Annotated in this window: 9 protein-coding genes; 1 reads left to right on the forward strand and 8 read right to left on the reverse strand. The window is 38.4% G+C overall.

The genetic code is table 11. From position 1 onward, the window contains the following. Nucleotides 1-10: 10 nt before the first annotated feature. From ACZZZK_RS02135 to ACZZZK_RS02145, 3 genes are all read right to left on the reverse strand, one after another. Nucleotides 11-3,187: a SusC/RagA family TonB-linked outer membrane protein gene (locus tag ACZZZK_RS02135; protein ID WP_463482643.1), complete on the reverse strand. Its 3,177-nt coding sequence runs from the start codon at nucleotides 3,185-3,187 to the stop codon at nucleotides 11-13. A 532-nt stretch (nucleotides 3,188-3,719) separates the two neighbouring features. Then, complete coding sequence (locus ACZZZK_RS02140; protein ID WP_463482644.1) at nucleotides 3,720-4,388, reverse strand: DUF3826 domain-containing protein; 669 nt, start codon at nucleotides 4,386-4,388, stop codon at nucleotides 3,720-3,722. Nucleotides 4,389-4,405: 17 nt separating this feature from the next. Then, entirely contained in the window at nucleotides 4,406-6,037 is a 1,632-nt protein-coding gene (locus ACZZZK_RS02145) for a fucose isomerase (RefSeq protein ID WP_463482645.1), read from the reverse strand. A 228-nt stretch (nucleotides 6,038-6,265) separates the two neighbouring features. Here ACZZZK_RS02145 and ACZZZK_RS02150 point away from each other — a divergent pair, with 228 nt between their 5' ends. Then, nucleotides 6,266-7,135, forward strand: a complete 870-nt coding sequence (locus tag ACZZZK_RS02150) for an AraC family transcriptional regulator (RefSeq protein ID WP_463482646.1) — start codon at nucleotides 6,266-6,268, stop codon at nucleotides 7,133-7,135. 159 nt (nucleotides 7,136-7,294) lie between these two features. Here the strand turns inward: ACZZZK_RS02150 and ACZZZK_RS02155 are convergent, their stop codons facing one another. The 5 genes from ACZZZK_RS02155 to ACZZZK_RS02175 all read right to left on the reverse strand — a co-directional run bounded on the left by ACZZZK_RS02155 (nucleotide 7,295) and on the right by ACZZZK_RS02175 (nucleotide 18,144). Then, nucleotides 7,295-8,227 (reverse strand): dihydrodipicolinate synthase family protein, encoded by a 933-nt coding sequence (locus tag ACZZZK_RS02155; RefSeq protein ID WP_463482647.1) that lies wholly within the window; start codon nucleotides 8,225-8,227, stop codon nucleotides 7,295-7,297. Nucleotides 8,228-8,277: 50 nt separating this feature from the next. Further along, nucleotides 8,278-9,792, reverse strand: coding sequence for a sodium:solute symporter family protein (locus tag ACZZZK_RS02160; protein ID WP_463482648.1), 1,515 nt, complete (start codon nucleotides 9,790-9,792; stop codon nucleotides 8,278-8,280). Between the two features lie 358 nt (nucleotides 9,793-10,150). Beyond that, the gene (locus ACZZZK_RS02165) at nucleotides 10,151-13,639 is read right to left on the reverse strand and encodes a malectin domain-containing carbohydrate-binding protein (protein WP_463482649.1); all 3,489 of its coding nucleotides are present in this window, start codon (nucleotides 13,637-13,639) and stop codon (nucleotides 10,151-10,153) included. Between the two features lie 110 nt (nucleotides 13,640-13,749). Next, nucleotides 13,750-16,560, reverse strand: a complete 2,811-nt coding sequence (locus ACZZZK_RS02170) for a glycoside hydrolase family 95 protein (RefSeq protein WP_463482650.1) — start codon at nucleotides 16,558-16,560, stop codon at nucleotides 13,750-13,752. Between the two features lie 6 nt (nucleotides 16,561-16,566). Further along, nucleotides 16,567-18,144, reverse strand: coding sequence for a glycoside hydrolase family 28 protein (locus ACZZZK_RS02175; RefSeq protein WP_463482651.1), 1,578 nt, complete (start codon nucleotides 18,142-18,144; stop codon nucleotides 16,567-16,569). Nucleotides 18,145-18,171 lie beyond the last annotated feature (27 nt).

Genomic DNA, 18,171 nt, shown 5'->3' on the forward strand with positions numbered 1-18,171 from the left:
ACTTAAAAGATTATAAGTTAACAGTTAATCCCAAAGATATTGTTCTCAACATTGGATAATCGTAAGCACTTGAAGTGTACGGATCCTTATATGGTAGTGGATTGATAATTGTCCACAAATTGTTTCCGGTTAATAGCAGGCGAGCACCACCAATACCCAATTTATTCGCAAAAGCAGTAGGCGCTTTATAGCTCAAAGTCATAGTATTGATACGGATCATCGTACCATCAACTGCCCAAAAATCAGAATTCCTGGTTAATGCAGGATCATCAAAACGAGGGAATTTACCTTCCATTGGATTTTCAGGTGTCCAGCGATCTTGCCATATAGTCAACACATTTCTAGCAGCTGATGGTGCAATCCTAGCCCTGCTATCGTAAAATACTTTGCCTCCAAAACGTGCATTAATATTGGTATTTAGAGAAAAGTTTTTATAAGTTAGATTGAGTGACAAACCAGTTCCGAAGAAAGAATTAGTATTTTTATACAACGGTACCATATCACTATCCGAAATTACACCATCCCCATTAGTATCTTCAAAATACAACCATCCTGCTTGAGGGATCACATCATATACTCTGTAATTAGGATACTTAGCCATCCAAGCATCCACTTCGCCTTGAGTTCTAAACATACCTAACGATCTTAAACCGATATTACTAGATGAATATACACGAGGATCGGTACCGAATTGTGTTTGCCAATCTGGTGCTACATTATTAATTAACTGACCTGGAGCATAAAGTGTTCTATTAACCACTGAGTTACCCCAACCAAAGTTCATGCTTGCACTTAAATTCCAATCGGTAGCTAGTTTGGCTTTGTAACCAATGCTAAATTCTGATCCCCAGTTGTAAGTTTCTCTATAATTGACAACTGGTGCAGCTGTACCGAAGTAAAGCGGAAAAAGATTATTTCCTCCTAAATCAAATGCATCGTAATTGCGGTTTTGGAAAACCTCTACGCTAAAGTCGAGTTTATTATCAAACATCGAAGTTTCCAAACCAATGTTGATGGTTCTTTTTTTCTCCCAGGTAATGTCTGGGTTAGCTAAACGTGATCTGTTTAAACTATTTTGATTCGCATTTCCATATAAATAACCGTTCGTTACATCAATCAAAAATCTATCTTGCCATAAACGTACACCTACTCTATCATCACCTGTAATGCCGACATTTACTTTTAATTTAAGAAAATTAATAAACTTTAGATATTCGGCATCTTTAAAGAAATTCTCCTGGCTTACTACCCAGCCTAAACCTGCGTTTGGTGAAACACCCCAACGATTTCCAGTAGCAAAGTTAGAGGATGCGTCTAAACGAGTGATTACTTCCAAAAGATATTTTTTATCGAAATCGTAATTGAAACGACCAAAGAACGAGCGTTTTGATACTGCTGTTCTAGCCAAACTTACCTGCGTCAGTGTCGTAGCATCATATGCCCAATACTGATCGATATTGGGAATTAATTGATTACTGTAACGAACTGTAGATTGTTGTGTAGTACCTTCACTTTGCTCACCACCAACCAAAAGGTTAACTGAATGCTTAGCGATAGTTTTATTATATTGTAAAGTAAAGAAACCTTGATAACTACTATTTTCTCCTACAGCAGGTGTAATGGTTGATCCTATTGCAGTAGTAGGTTCTATATAACCTGAAGTGGGTGAAGTATTAACCAACTGATCGGTAAATAATTGACCATTGTTACCTGTTCTAACAAAATTACCCTGTCTGTAGGGTGGGATATACTGTGTGCCTTTTGAAGAACCACTTGACTGTGAAATCTGCAACTTAGCTGAAAAACCTTTTAAAAAAGTTGGTTCGTAGGTAACTGCAGCATTTATGCGGTAGTTTTTTGTGCTACTATTATTGTAATATCCCGATTCCACCACGGCTCCTGGATTTATCCTGCTATTATTAGCATTAAAATCAACATAAGTGCCGTTAATACTGATAGGTACCCATTTTGGAATACTCACAATTCTTTCGAAAAATCCGGCATCACTATCTGTAGCATTATGATGTTGTTCTCTCGTATTATAGTCAACATTAAAATTAATATCTGCTTTCAAGCCATTGGCTATGTTAGCTACTACACCACTTCTAAAACCATATTTATCAAACTTCATACCTGCGTAATTAGCATTCTCACTTTGATAATTACCACCAGCAAAAAAAGTAATCTTATCACTACCGCCAGAGATGCCTACATTATGTCTTTGCATGGTTGATGCCTGCCAAACTTCATCATACCAGCTTTTGTAATTTAGTGTTTTGATATAGTCTAAATCTGCTGGTAAGAAGAAATTCGAAAGTCCTGATGCTGGTCCATTCTGATAACGGTATGTATCGTTCAATAGCACTGCGTGATCATAGGCAGACAACATTTCTGGTACCTGCGCTGCATCTGATATACCCAAGTAACCATTGTAGGTTAAACTTGGCTTACCAATTTTACCTCTTTTAGTAGTAACTAAAACCACACCTTTTGCACCCGCTGCTCCGTAAATAGAAGCAGAGGCATCTTTTAAGAAGGTTAAATTTTCCACCATTGATGCGTCAATATTATCGAATGCATCTCTCGTTACGGTTATCCCATCAACTACATAAAGGGGTTCGTCGGTTGCGCCGTTTAATCGTGCTTGGTCCGATACAGTCGAGTTCCTAATATTTAATGTGATTGGAGCGCCAGGCCTACCTGATACCTGTCCTACACCAACACCCGCAATTCTATTCCTTAATGCGCCAGCTAAATTTGGTGCAGGAACATCTTGAATTTCGGCACCGGTGATAGTTGCTACCGAACCAAGTACTTCACTACGTTTTTTTGTACCATAACCAACTACTACAACCGCATCGTTATCCAAACTTTGAGCATCTTCAACGAAGCTAATGGTGAGGTTTGTTTTGCCGGCTAATGGCACTACTTGCCTTACATAGCCGATATACGAAAACACCAATGCATCAGTAGCAGGATCTGCAATTAATGCAAAATCCCCTTTATCGTTGGTGCTTACATTGTTGGTTTTACCCCGTATTCCTACAGTCACTCCAGGAAGCGGTTGGCCGTCCTTTTTATCAACAACCTTACCAGTAATTTGTCGCTGCTGTGCAAACAACGAAGTACTGATAATTGTCATGAGTGCTAATACCCAAGATAATTTGCGTAAAAATTTTAAGTTCATATTTATTATTTGGTTAGTTTTTAATACTAATTACATTCAATTGAGGGTTGAACAAGCCGGCTTGTATCAAATTTATTTTGTTAAATATGTTATTGTGAATCAAATTTTATTTTGACTTTACAGCTGAATTAATGTTTGTTTACTAATTGAGAGATGAGTGACTTGATACTATTTTGATCTTCCGTTGGTTATTGTTAGTTAAACAATAAATTCGGTTGCAGCTTTTTTTCTAAGTATGCTGATCGAATTTTAACTAAGATGGCTCATATCCCTTTGATTCTGTTAATGTTTGTTTTGGTTAGAAAGTATAATCAAACTATTAAAGAAAGCTTAATTACAAAGTCTTGATAAAATTTAAAGCTTGTTATTGTATTATATTATCAATAAATAGAACAAGCAATAGTTACCGTTATTACAATTTTTAATTAGGTTACAATATAGAAATAAAATTCATATATAAATGAAATATTCTTAAATAAAAAATGTTAAAAAATTTTGGCTGCTTAATTACGTTAATTAAGCAGCAGAAAAACTAATTCCCTTGCGCCTTTGCTTTTCGTCTTTTCTCCCACTCAATGCCCTCCTTTTTCAAATCGTAGCCGGCAGCAGAAAGGTAATTATTAATTCTTCCTTTATATTTACCAAACCAGGCATGTTTCTTATCTGATGATTCTGCATCCATTGCATATTCACGGGCTTCAGTGAGCCAAACCAAAATTTGTTTCTTCTGTTCTTCAGTAAGCGTTAAAATTTCTTCCTGGTAAGCTTTATAAGTAATTGGCAAAACGTTGTAAGTCATTCCGTTTTTCACCAAATCAATTTGATCCTGGCTTAAATGAGCAGAAAGCTTGCTGATATATTTATTATGAAGTTTGGCTAAGGATTCCATCACCCCTCTATTTTGCTTAACCAAAGCAGAATCTCTTTCTACCTTGTTGCCTTCCAGTTTGCTTTTAATTTCCTTTGCTTTTAAATCTCTAACAGCATAAATATCATTTAGGTTGCTGTATTGATCTCTGATAATGTTTCTAACCTTTTCCGCTTTTTTCGCATCTGCAATTCCCAGGTTTGCCACAATCTTATCAGCACGTTCGGTAATTGATTTAACGTACTTCGCTTTTTCTTCAGGAGTCATTTTTTGAGCAAAAGTTGTTGCTACAGTAGAAAACGTTAACAGCAAAGCTAATATTGATAATTTCATGTTTGAGTATATTTAAATTAAATTCTGTTTTTTGATAAGTTGACATCACCACAAAAGTGCACTTTTAAACCCAATTCGTCCAAAGCTGCAGCTTTTATTCTACAAGCTTCATGCGCATTGGCTTCATAATTTGTGTAAACCACCTGAATGTGGTTGGCCTGATGCCTGGCCATTAACTGATCGCGACTTACACCTTTTAATATGGCATGCATAATTGGCCACTCTGGTGTGGTTCCATTCCACCTTCTTTCAGTTTCCTCTTTCGGCAGGGCGACCACTTCTCCCACTCCTAAATCGCAATGTAATTCGTTATCCTTCACATATACCCTACTCCAAACGATAAAGCCCGGTTTACTCACGCCTTTTAAAGAGCCACCGCCCAGGCGAAAATACATTGCCGGTTGCCGATCACTACTGGCACCAGCGTAACCATCAATAAAATGTGCCGGTGGAGCAGCACCCGAAATTAAAAATAACCAGACAAAACCATCAACCTCGCCACCTTTGTAATATTCTCCCCAACGGATATCGTGTAAAGTGGTTTCTCCAGACATCCCTAACTCGTTCCAAAGCTGATAAGTTACCAAAGCATCTAAACCAGCACATTCATCAACTTCGTTAAAATGTGGTAATGCTTTTTGAGGATAAAGTTCTTTCCCTGACTTTGAATAAACCGGAGGACGATCTTGGTTATTGAGTAATCCCTCAACCAAATCGCTGGCAACCGTTAAATCTTTTAAACCCTGTTGGTATTGGATTCCAATGGTATCACAACTAAAATCATCGGCAATGCGCAAGGCTGCAATATACATTTTGCACTGCTCTAGTGTTTGTTTGCGGGTAAGTTGGGTCACTTCATCTGTTCCCCAATTAAATGTCATTCCTTTTTTAAGCAACCATTGAAGAACCTCTTCAGCCTCATTCTCGGTAACCTCTAACATCGATGCGTAAAGTGCCGATTGACTCAATCTTTCCTTAAAGAAACCGGTTTTATGGAGCAGCTCATCAGGGATGATGGCGTTGTACATTCCCATGCACCCTTCATCGAAAACACCCATTATAACCTTGCGTTCTTTTAACGAACGGGCAAATGCTCTTCCTACTTTTTCGTCTTCTGCCGGTATTTTGTTTAGCGCTAAGCTTTTAACATGACTTTGATTGTAAGTGATTTTACCAGTTGAAATCCATTCTTGTAAGCCATCGATCAAGAATTCATCGGTGAAATTTTCGCTCCACAAAGTGCTATAAGAAACGCCCGCTTTGGTTAAGCACCCATTTAAATTGAGCATTCCTACTAAACCAGGCCATTGCCCACTCCAGTTGGCTACCGTTAATATCGGACCTTTATGCGTGATTAAACCTGCAAGAACGTGATGAGAATATTGCCAAACACTTTCAGCAACTATTAAAGGTTGATTTGGATCAATATTTCTAAAAATATCCATACCCATTCTTTGCGAGTCGATAAAACCATGTTTTTTCTCTGAATTATATTGATGAGCTCTTTTAACTTTCCCACCTAGTTTTTCAATGGCAGCAGTTAAATCTTTCTCCATTGCAACTTGCGCCGGCCAGCAATTTTGATTTGCTGAAAGTCGTAAATCTCCGCTAGAAACAAGCAGAATTTCTCCTTGATAACCTTCTCTCATAATTTATTAATGAACAAAAAATTTATATAAAAATAATTTGTCAGCTTATATTTTGGTTAAACCTTATTGGGCTATATACAAAACTCAACAATAGAAAACGTTATTTAATAATAGTTTTTATCAATTTAATATAGGATGTTACCATAAAACTTACTAACTTTAAGTCAATTAGCAGCACGATTAAATAATAATGATATTTAATCTTAACCAAATATTAGTTCAATAAATATGAAACCTCACTTTCATAAAGTTCCCGTTACGCTTCAAAGTTCATTTAGTATCCGTCATGATATTAAACCTGATTTTGGAAATATTTGGCACTATCATCCAGAACTGGAATTGCATTATGTAATCAAAGGAGAAGGTGTTCGGTTTATTGGAGATAACATCAGTAATTTTGAGCCTGATGAAATGATTCTGCTAGGCGAAAATTTACCTCACACCTGGCGCTGTAAGGATGAGTACTTTCAAAATAACCGGGAGCTTAACACCGAAGCAATGGTGATCCATTTTTTGCCCGATTGCCTGGGAAAATATATGCTCAATTTACCCGAAGCCTATTTATTGCCAAAACTATTTGAAAAAGCGAAAAGTGGAATGGTTATTAATGGAACGGCAAAAGAAAAGTTGGTTAAGCTAATGCGTTCTGCTATTGATGCGACAAATTTAGACCGCATCATTATTCTGTTATCAATACTGAAAACATTGGCCGAAACTGACGAGTATTCGACCATCGTGACGAGCAAAAATACTTTCTATCAATCGAACGAATCGGAGACTTTGCGTATCAATAAAATTTGCAATTATACTTTAAGCAACTATAAAAAGGACATTACACTTGAAGAAGTAGCTAATTTGAGCAATTTGAGCGTAACCTCGTTTTGCCGTTATTTTAAGTTGATGACCAAAAAGACTTTCTATGATTTCCTGATTGAGATTAGGGTAAGCCACGCCTGCAGGTTTCTAATAGAAAACAAGCTCCCTACCGAAATGATCTGTTTTGATTGCGGTTTCAACAACGTTTCGAACTTTTACCGGCACTTTAAGAAAGTTACCGGGATGACGCCGCTGGACTATAAACGAAAGTACTTGAATTAGCATCATAATTTCTGGGCTGCAGATTCGCAGATTGATTAAGAATAATTAATAATGATTTTTCAATTCACCTGATACGTAATCACAAAAAATTGTTGAATTTTGAATACTAAAGTGCAGAGATTAATACTAACAATTATCATTTTCGAATCTGCGGCCAAACTAAATAAATACCTGAATATTTAAATCCGTTCTTAAAGCAGTGTAATCGTCATATAATTTCTCTACCTCCTTAACTATGGTCGGTGTAAATGACCCTACATTTCTCCTCGTAAATGTTGAAATATTTAACCCTCGTTTTTGAAGAAAATATTTCGAAACTATTGGATAAACATTGTGCATTACATCCATATTATCGATTAAAAATTGTTGAACAGCATTTACTTCTTGAACCAGACTTTCGTCATTATAGTGGTCGCAAAGCCATACGATTAACTCTGGAAAATAATTGCCCTGAATGCAGGATAAACCAGACGACCCCGCCTTTAAAGATTCTACCGCATGAACAATATATGCATCGTATAAACCAAAAGCATTTCCTTCTGTTAACCGAAGTTTTTCTTTAATCTGTGTTAAATCCAGACAGGTATCTTTGTGATAGATTACTCTCCCTGTCGATACAAAATCTGCCAACTGTTCAGGTTTCAAAACTCTTTTGTAAGGCACAGGACATTCATAAAAGCCCATGGGAATTTTGCCAGTTTGATTCAGCAAGTCATAAACCCGATCATTAAAAACAGCGTCGCTCTCCCGCTCGTCTGCCAACAGACCTGTGATGGCAATTACAGCTTCAACGCCTAAATCACTCACTTCTTTAACAAAATCTGCTTGTTTGGCAATTGCACCACCAAAAGTTCCTGTTGCCACCACTGGCACCGAACCGTCTGCTACTTTTATTACATGTTTAATGGCTTGGATACGTTCCTTATCAGTTAATTCAAACATTTCGCTCGAAAGGCAATTGGCAAATAAACCAGAAGAACCCGCTTGCAAATAGATTTCGGTTAATTGCGTGAGGGCAGGATAATCTATCTCGCCGTTGCTTAAAAAAGGTGTGAGCATTACCGGGATGAACCCTTTTTGTGCATTTTCCATTTAATATTGATGTAGGATTTAATATGATAATTTGTGCAAATCCAGTGATGTTAATTTGCAGTTTCTAGTTTTTTCTTCTTGATTTTGGTAACGAAAATTCCAACTAAAAATATGGTCAGCGTGCCGATTACGATAATCATGTTTTTATGCAAGGGGTTCCTGAAATTTTCATATTCCGGTGGCAATAGGGTGGAAAATGTCATCCAGATAATAACTACAATTCCGATGATGGTTGCGATTATCGCTTCGTGGTTTTTTGTTTGTTTACTAATAATTCCAAGTAGAAATAAACCCAGCATACCAGCAGCAAATATCCCTGAAAGTTCCCACCAAACATCTAAAATGCTTTTAACGCCAATCATTGCAATTCCGGCAATCATCCCCAATAAGCCAAAACCAATCGTTGCAATGTGTAGCAGCGACAGGTTCTGTTTTTCCGTTACGTCGGGTTTGATGTAACGCTTGTAAATATCTTCAGAGAAAACCGTTGCAGATGCATTCATACCGGAACTGATGGTACTCATTGCCGCCGATAAAATTGCTGAAACGATTAATCCAACCAACCCCACCGGAATTTTGGTGACCATGAAATGCGGCATAATCTTATCGCCATAATCTGATGGAAGCAATGCATTTTGAAGTTTCAAAACCTCTGAGGCACTTGTACCAACGGGCAATCTTTCAAGTGCTACCTGATGTTTGATGGATTGCACCAAGTTGGGATTAACTTCATAGTAGGCAAACAAGCAAGATCCTATAATAAAAAACAATAGCGATGCTGGAATATATAACCATACACAAAGCCATATTGATTTAGATGCAGCTTTACTTGATGATGCGGTATGATAACGTTGAATATAATTCTGATCCATCCCGAAATTGTTCAGGTTGATAAAGAATCCATACAGCAACACCACCCAAAACGAAGAGCCGACAAAATCCATTTTAAAACTTCCCAGACTAAATTTATCTGCAGATTTACCAATTTCTACGATTTTAGAAACGCCGCCAGGCATATTGGTAATAATGAGGTACAGAATAAGTAGAGCGCCGAATGTTTTCACTACAGCCTGCACCACTTCTGTCCAGATTACTGCTTCAATTCCACCTAACACGGTATAAAAAATAATGCAGATGCCCATCACAATCATGATCATTTGCATGGAATAACCGGTTAGCGCCTGTAAACTTAACGCAATTCCGAAGAATATGGACCCCATTCTGGCGAGTTGCGTAAGTAAAAAACAAAGCACTGCGTAAACCCTTGCCCAAGCGCCAAAACGTTTTTCTAAATGTGTATAGGCAGAGATTTCTCCTGTATTGCGGTAAAAAGGAACAAAATATTTTGAGGCTACCCAAGCGGCAAGCGGCATAGAAATACTAAAAACAAATGCATTCCAGTTGCTTCCAAAGGCTTTCCCTGGAACACCCAAAAATGTATTGCTGCTTAAAAACGTAGCATAAATTGATAAACCTATTGCCCATCCGGGAATAAGGCCCGAAGCTTTTGTAAATTGTTCGGAATTTTTATTTTTTCGTGAAAAATAAACCCCAACTAATATCATCCCAACAAGGTATATGAAGATTATCGCAAGATCGAAAATAGGAAGACCTTTCATTACTTATTGGCTCGTTTATTAATTTGGTTAAAACAAATATGCATTTCTAAACATCAGCATTCATATAAGATTTTGGCTACATCTTGTACCATCTTATCTTTAAGAATAGTGTTACGGGTTGCGAGTTATCAGTTACAGGTCTGCAAGCCGAAAAATAAAAAAATCCTTAAAAAAAGAGCTGTTAAATAATAATTATAACTGAAGCAACTAATTTCTCAAGGATATTACCTACAACCTTCAACCCGTAACTAAACAAAAGCCCAAACAGGTAACTAATAACCGGTAACTCGCAACTGATGCTACCCTATTGTACATCCAAAGCATCAATCGCCAACTCTTTCGCATCTATTGCAATTAAACGAACTTTATAACTTCCTGCATTGATCATGCTGCCTGTATTGGTATTTAGATAATTCCATTTACCTGATTTTGTTGGGGCAAATTCGGCCTGTTCTGTTTTCATTAACGTGCCATCCGCAGAAAGAAATTCGATTTTAGCTTTTAAAATTTTTGAAAATGGATTATGGTATTTGATGGTTAAAGAATAAGTATCGGCCACTCCAACGCCTATCGACCATTCTAAAATTCCACCGCTACTTTCTTTAAAAATAACGCGTTGCTTATCCATTAAATTTTGCTTAACGATGCTCTGACCTGCTAGTTTTGCATCAATTGCTTTGTAGCTAGTCACCGTTTTTAAATCGTAAGCTGGCTCAAGTTCACTTGGTGGAACAATGGCTATCGTCCTCATTTTGCCACTCACTGAAACTTGGTCGTTTGCTGAAAACCTTTTACGGAAGACCATAAACTTTTCTCCATCGCTATTCGTAATCTGCGTTTTAGTATCCTCATAGTCGGCTGGCTTTTCATCGCTTTCATTTAAAGCCACGAAAACATCAGCTACTGCATTTATCTTAAAAACAAAATCTTTGTTGACTTTACTGGTTTGAATCCACTCTGCGCCATATAGATTTGGTGGCAAGGAAGTAAATTGCACAGACGAATCTATAAATTGTTTATCGCCAATATCCATCCAACTCTCTAATTTGTAATTTTTGCCAGGCTGAATGTTCACAATCGAATTAGACTGATTTTCAGTAATTTGAATTTTATCTAAGCTGGCAATGGCAATGGCTGAAATAAGCGCCTGCCCAACTTTGATCTGCGGAAAGGATATCGTCAACTGTCCAGCTTTGCTGAAAACCTTTACGGTTTTCTTTAAAACAGTATTAGAACCTGCTTCTTTCCAGATATCAACATCTTTTAGCACAGTTTTGTCGTTAATTGCTACATCAAACAACCGCATTTTTTCAGCATTCATGCCACCGCCGATTCCCAGCCAAGGTTCAATAAAATATAGCTCCACTAAATATTCGCCATCTTTTGGAACAGGAAAGCTAAACTTCAGCTGATCTCTACCATAACGGAAGGATTGGAAGAGCTTCCAATCTGAACTGCCCGCGATTGGCGAAAAGGTTCTTCGCTGACTAGCAAAAAATGAAGGTACTCCAGGAAAACCGGAAGTCCAGGAGGTTGAACCGTAATTTTTAGTATTGGAAACTAACTGTTGATCTGCCAACCATTGGTTTCCAAAATGATCTTGATAAGATGGTCCACCACAATTTAACCGATATAAATAGTTGTACTTATCTTGAGGTTTTAAAACATCGGTATTAATTACCAAGCGATCAAAGTTTGGAGATTTCGGAAGGCTATTTAACACCATTTGATCTTTGGCGACAGCCTTTCCATCAACATATCCCACTGCGTAAAGCACATTATATTTAATATTTGGCTTATTCCATTGGAAATGTGTTCCGATAGCGCCACGTTTTTGCTTGCCTAATGATGCTCCATTGATATCGTTAAAAAGCTCTACCTCATTGCAGTTGGAATAAACCACAATGCTGTCTTTTATCCCTGGTTTCGACCAGCGATTTGGCCAGGTATGAGAAACAATATAAACCATGGGTTCGGTAGCTTTTGGCGCATAATTGGCTCTGAACATGTAAAAAACGTCAGTCGGCTCTTCCCATGGGGTAAACATTCCTTTATAATTTACCGGACCAATGCGATCTAAATCTCGCAAGCCTTCTCCCCCCTGTACCCGACCCGGATTATCATGTGAACTGTATAACCAGAAGAAATGACCCGCAGTTTGATCTTTTACCGTTTCTGCCAAACGAACTTTCGTTTCCATTAAATCGGTCATTTTGTTTTCAGTAAAACCTTTCCCGTTTGCATCAACCTCATGAAGATCTATCGTTCTCCATGCACCATATTCGCCAACCAAAACCTGTCTTTTTAAATCTTCTCCGTAAGTTGCAGGATTGCCACCGTAAGTTCCTGTCCAATTTTGCGGCACATCCCAATCGGTCCCTTTGCCCCCATTGCAAGTGGTTACTTTTCTTTGCGATGATGCCGTTGGATCTAATTTTCTGATCAGTTCGGTGCATTCCCTTGCAAAATCTTCGGGTAAAGTACTCTCATTTTCTAAGCCCCACAATACAACCGAAGGACTGTTTCTTCGCTCCTTAACCCAGTCGACCAGTAATAATTTAAAGTTTTTTCGAAACTCTGGCGTATCATACCAGATATGAGCAGCCATTTGGGTCCAGCTTAAAATACCCAGCTCATCCCAATAGGTTTGATAAAGTAAATTATGCGGTTGATGCGCATCCCGGAATGCGTTGAAACCCGCAGATTTAATTTGCATTACCCGCGAACGAATCTGCTCATTGCTAAAAGCATGACTGTTGCCAATTAAGTGCTCATATTCTGCAATTCCATTAATAAAAACTGGCTTTCCATTTAAAAAAAATACTTTTTGATTTGCTTGTTCACCAATTGGCCAGCTGATCCATCTGATTCCATAAGGCGTTTTGATTTCATCTATTACCTTACCATTTTCGGTAATGGAAGTTTTTAAGGTGTATAAATATGGGTTCTCGAGCGACCATAATTTGGGATTAATAATCTCATCCGTTTTTTGATTTATTACAACCTCTTTGCCTGCAGGGATAACTATTTTTTTAGGCAGTGCTTTTTCAATAGTGCCTTCAGCATCTAACAACTGGTTGTATATCGTTACTGATTTAGGTTTTGAACCGTAATTTTTGACAGTTGTAGCAAAATTTAGCAGAGCAGATTTTTCAGAAATCCGATCATTATTCCAGATGTGAACACCAAAAGGCTCAATTCGCAACTCATTGGTTACGATGAGATGTACAGGTCTGAAAATACCCATAGGTTGCGAACCTTCGGAAAAACCCCTTTCGGTAGAGCAACCGCCATCTACCCAGGGTAAATCCTGGATGTTTGCAGGGTGATCCGCCCTAACAGCCAATAAGTTTTCCTGATTATTTAATTTGATAACATCGGTCACATCTAAAGTAAACGTAGTTCTTCCACCTACATGATAACCAACTTTGTTTCCATTTAGCCAAATGGTGGCGTAAGAGCCAACACCTTCAAAGTATAAGAAAAACCTTTTGCCGGTTTTAAGTTCGTTGCTTTTGAAGGTTTTTCTATACCAGGCGTAACCATGTTTATTGCCATGAAGTTTTCTTTGATATCCTTCGTATTGGTCCCAGTTGTGGGGAACGTTTACGGTTTTCCAGTTATTGGTTTTATAGGTGGTATTTTCAAACCCATTGTAGGCATTGATGTTTTTCTCATCAGCAATGCTTACCCAGTTGGCATTAAGTAGAATGTCTTTTCGGTTGTTTTGCGAGAAAGCACCGGATGCTAAACAAAGGAAAATGGCAAGAAATGATACTTTTAAATTTTTCATACAATAACATTATGCGTTATCCCGAGGCACGAAGCAATCTTATTCATTAATTTAATTTTGCAATTGCTTTAAGATTGCTTCGTGCCTCGCAATGACGATTTACATAAGATTTAAAGCGTTTTTAAATCCCCACTTAACTTATAAACTCCACCTGGCTGGGTCGAAATACTAATGGTTTGATTTTTATAGCGAATTAAACATGTTCCGCCAGCGTTAGAATTCACCTCGAGTGCTTCCAGTTGTCCATCCTTCCACTTAATATCTAGCTCGAAACCACCTCTGGCTCGCAAACCACTAACATCTCCCTGAGGGATTTCTGTTGGTAAGGCGGGTAAAATATCGATAAAGCCCTGGTGGCTTTGTACAATCATTTCTGCGATGCCGGCTGCACCACCAAAATTTCCATCGATCTGGAATGGTGGGTGAGCATCAAATAAGTTTACATAAGATCCGGCTCCACTTTTCGCTGGTTTCAGCAGCATTTTTACCAGTTCCATGGCATGGTCGCCATCTTTAAATCTCGCCCAAAAGTTAATTTTCCATGCTAAGCTCCAGCCTGTGGCCTCATCGCCGCGATAAAGCAGAGATTGTTTTGCGGCATTCATCATCTTTTCATCCTGAGTCCAGGTGATGTCATTTCCAGGAAATACACCCCATAAATGGGAAACGTGACGATGTTTATTTGTGGTGTCGTCTTTATCCTCTAACCATTCTTGCAACTGCCCGTATTTTCCGATTTGATTAGGTGCAATTAACTTCAGCTTTGCTGCCAATGAATTTCTCAAATCAGGATCAACACCTAAAATATCGGCAGCAGCAATGCAATTTTTAAATAAGGTACGGATGATTTGATGATCCATCGTTGGTCCGGCCACTAAGCCGCCGTTTTCTGGCGAGTTGGAAGGCGAACTGATTAACCAACCTGTTTTCGGGTCTTTAACCAAGAAAGTATCAAAAAACAACGCCGCTCCTTTCATCAAGGGATAAGCTTCTTCACTTAAGAATTTTTTATCCTGGCTAAACGCATAATGTTCCCACAAATGCTGACTTAACCAGGCGGCACCGCTTACCCAAATTCCATGATTGGAGGCATTGATAGGTGCCGTAGCATTCCAAATATCAGTATTGTGGTGCAAAACCCAGCCCGGTGCATCATAATACTCACGAGCGGTTTCTGCGCCCGCTTTTGCCAAACCTTCAATCTTCTTAACCAAAGGCTCATTTAATGGCGAAAGATTTAGAATTTCCGTTGGCCAGTAATTCATCTCCATGTTAATGTTTGTGGTGTATTTACTCCCCCATGGTGGCGTAAGTAAATCATTCCAAATCCCTTGAAGATTTGCAGGTTGTGTACCTGGTCGTGAACTAGAAATCAACAAATACCGACCATATTGCATGTAAAGTGCAGAGAAAGCAGGATCATTAGACGTTGCAAATTTTACTAAACGTTCATCAGTCGGCAGTATCTCATTTTCTGAGGTACCAAAATTAACTTTGAATTTATTATAGTAACTCTGGTATTCCTGAACATGATTTTTCTTCACTTCTTCGTACGACTTACCTTTCAACAAAGTTAGCGCTTGGATATTTGCCTTGGCTGGATCGCCAGAAACGTTTTGAGCATCTATAAAATTAGTTCCCGCTGTTAAGTATAATGTGGCTTCATCAGCATTGATTACCTCAATTTTTTTACCGATTGTTTTTATCGATCCATTTTTAACCTGAATATTCAACCTGCTTTCACCCCTCAATACGCCATCTTTCACATTTACGGTAAGTGAAAGTGTGTTATTCGGCAATACTTTTACCCCAGACTTTTGATGTAAACTAGAAAAAGCAGCAGTGAAACTAATTGATTTTTTACGGTCGGCAGTAAGATTTATCACGATCGCCCGGTTAGGCTGACTTGCGAAATACTCCCTAATAAAATTAACTCCATTTGCCTGATAAGCAGTGCGAACGGTTGCAGTGGCTAAATCAAGGGAACGCTTGTACTTGCTAATTGAACCTTGCTGAGCAAACTGTAAATTCAAATCGCCAAAAGGCTGATAACTGGCCTGATACTGTGGAACGGCTGGAGGATTTTGATCCTGAATTTTATATTTCCAGGTTTTCACTAACGAAACGCCCTGTTCAATTGTTGCACCTACGGGATAAACACCAATCTTTTTACTCGTATCCTTATATCCACCTATCCCACCACGATCATAGTAGTTAAGCACCTGGATCGCAATTACGTTCTTACCAGGTTTAATCAGTTTTGCAGGTACAGTATATCTTCTGGCATCGGGGCCATCGGTATTGCCAACCAATTGGCCGTTTACGTAAGTAACGTCCTGATCAAAAATTTTGTTAAGATCGAGCACCAAATCTTTACCCGCCCAGCTTTGTGCTACATCAAAGGTTGTCCTAAACCACACTGAACCATCCACATTAGCTAAACCCACAGTTTCCCAACCTTCGTAAGCGGGTACCGCAATCGTTTTCCAGAGTTTGTCGTCATAATTCGCTGAAGCAGGGTTTCCGGTCATTCCCTTACCTTCTTTCATTTCCGCTACCCATGCTTTACGATCACCTGCTTCGCTTTGCAGGCCCATAAATTCTTTCTGAGCAAGTGCTTCAGCCTCTTTTTGCTTCCCCTCGAAAAGTAGTTTTCTAATCTCCTGAAGATATTTATAGGCGCCCTTCCGATTGTAGTCGCGAGGCTTTCCGGTCCATAAAGTTTCTTCGTTAAACTGAATATGATCGTAAGTTACACCTCCATAAATCATTGCTCCAATTCTGCCATTTCCAATTGGTAAGGCATCGGTCCATTTCTCTGCAGGTTGTTTGTACCAGAGTTCCTGCTTGGCTTGTTGTGCAACAGAAACCTTGATGGTACATAAGAGCGTAGCTATTAAAATAATCGATTTAACTTTCATCAGGTTCTATTGTCCTTTATCACCAGAAACATAGTCTATCGCTTCGAAGGCGTCTTTTTCTTTTCTTACACCTACCCTGGCGTTTCTAAAATTGTTATTTCCTAAAGAGATATTTTTCGTTCCGGCACCGCTTAACCTTAAATAAGTGCCTGTTCCTACCACTGGAAAAGAGTTGTAAAGAAATAAATTACTTACATTTTTTAAGTCTACCACTGCTGCATCGTTATGCGGAGTATAGGTTTTAAGATTATTAATTACCAGATTATTTACTCTTGATGCCTTTAAAGAAGCACCCATTTCTGTGTTCACCTGTACATTATGAAATTCAATTTTATTTGAAAAACTGATATCAAAACCAGTTTTTGCATCCATATTAATATCGTTAAACGTGATATTTTCAATCGGCATTTCTTCTAAACCATTGAGGTAAGCTGCCTGGTTTACCTGGCCTGTGATATTACTGAAGTGGATATTTCTGAATTTTGGGGTTCGATCAGACACCGGTTCTACATTCGTTTTAGCATACTGCATATCTAAAACAATAGCTTGCTGCTTAATATCTTTCATGATGATGTTGCTCACCCGAATTTCTTCCACTACACCACCCCTTCCTCTTGCAGTTTTAATTCTGATTCCTCTATCCGTTCCATCAAAAACGCAATTAGATATGGTAATTTTCCGCACATCGCCAGACATTTCGCTGCCAATCACCACACCGCCATGACCGGATAACATCGTACAATTGGTAATTACATAGTTTTCGGCTGGAATTGCCATTCTTCTTCCAGGTTTATCCTTACCCGATTTAATCGTGATACAGTCATCGCCAACGCTAATATGGCAATCTGAAATGTGAACATTTTTGCAAGATTCCGGGTTAATTCCATCCGTATTTGGGGAGTGCGGATTATTGATTGTTACCGCATGGATCTTTACATTTTCGCAAAACTCAGGGTTAACCGTCCAGAATGGCGAATTCCGTATGGTAATGCCCTCAATCAATACGTTTTTACAAAACATGGTTTGAATAAACGGCGGACGAAGAAAACCTCGTTTCATTTGCTTCGGATCGTCTGGCAACAAAATGTCTTTGTTTAATTTATCGAATTCATATTGCCATTTAGATCGAGCTTGCCCCTCTTTATAACCTTCCACAAAATCCCACCACTTCTTGCCATGGCCGTCAATTAGTCCACGCCCTATGATGGAGATATTCTCCGCTTTGTAAGCATAAAATAATGGCGAGAAACTTTTAACGTCTACACCTTCATATCTACTTTCCACCATTGGCAGATAATCATCAAAGTTATCGCTGAAGTGCAATTCAGCACCAGCATCTATAAAAATGGTGATATTACTTTTTAAATGTATTGCACCAGTTAAGTATTTTCCTGCTGGGAAATAAACCGTTCCACCACCTGCTTTTGATGCCGCATCAATTGCCTTTTTGATGGCAGCAGTAGCCAATTTACTACTGTCGTTTTTCGCACCATATTTGGTAACATTATAAAACGATTGTGCGTTAACGGATAAATAAAAACCTGTTAATAGTAAAAAGATTAGCGACTTTAGGATGTGTTTCATTTTGTTTATTACTATTTATATTTTTAA

This window comes from Pedobacter sp. AC163 (genome assembly GCF_979258665.1).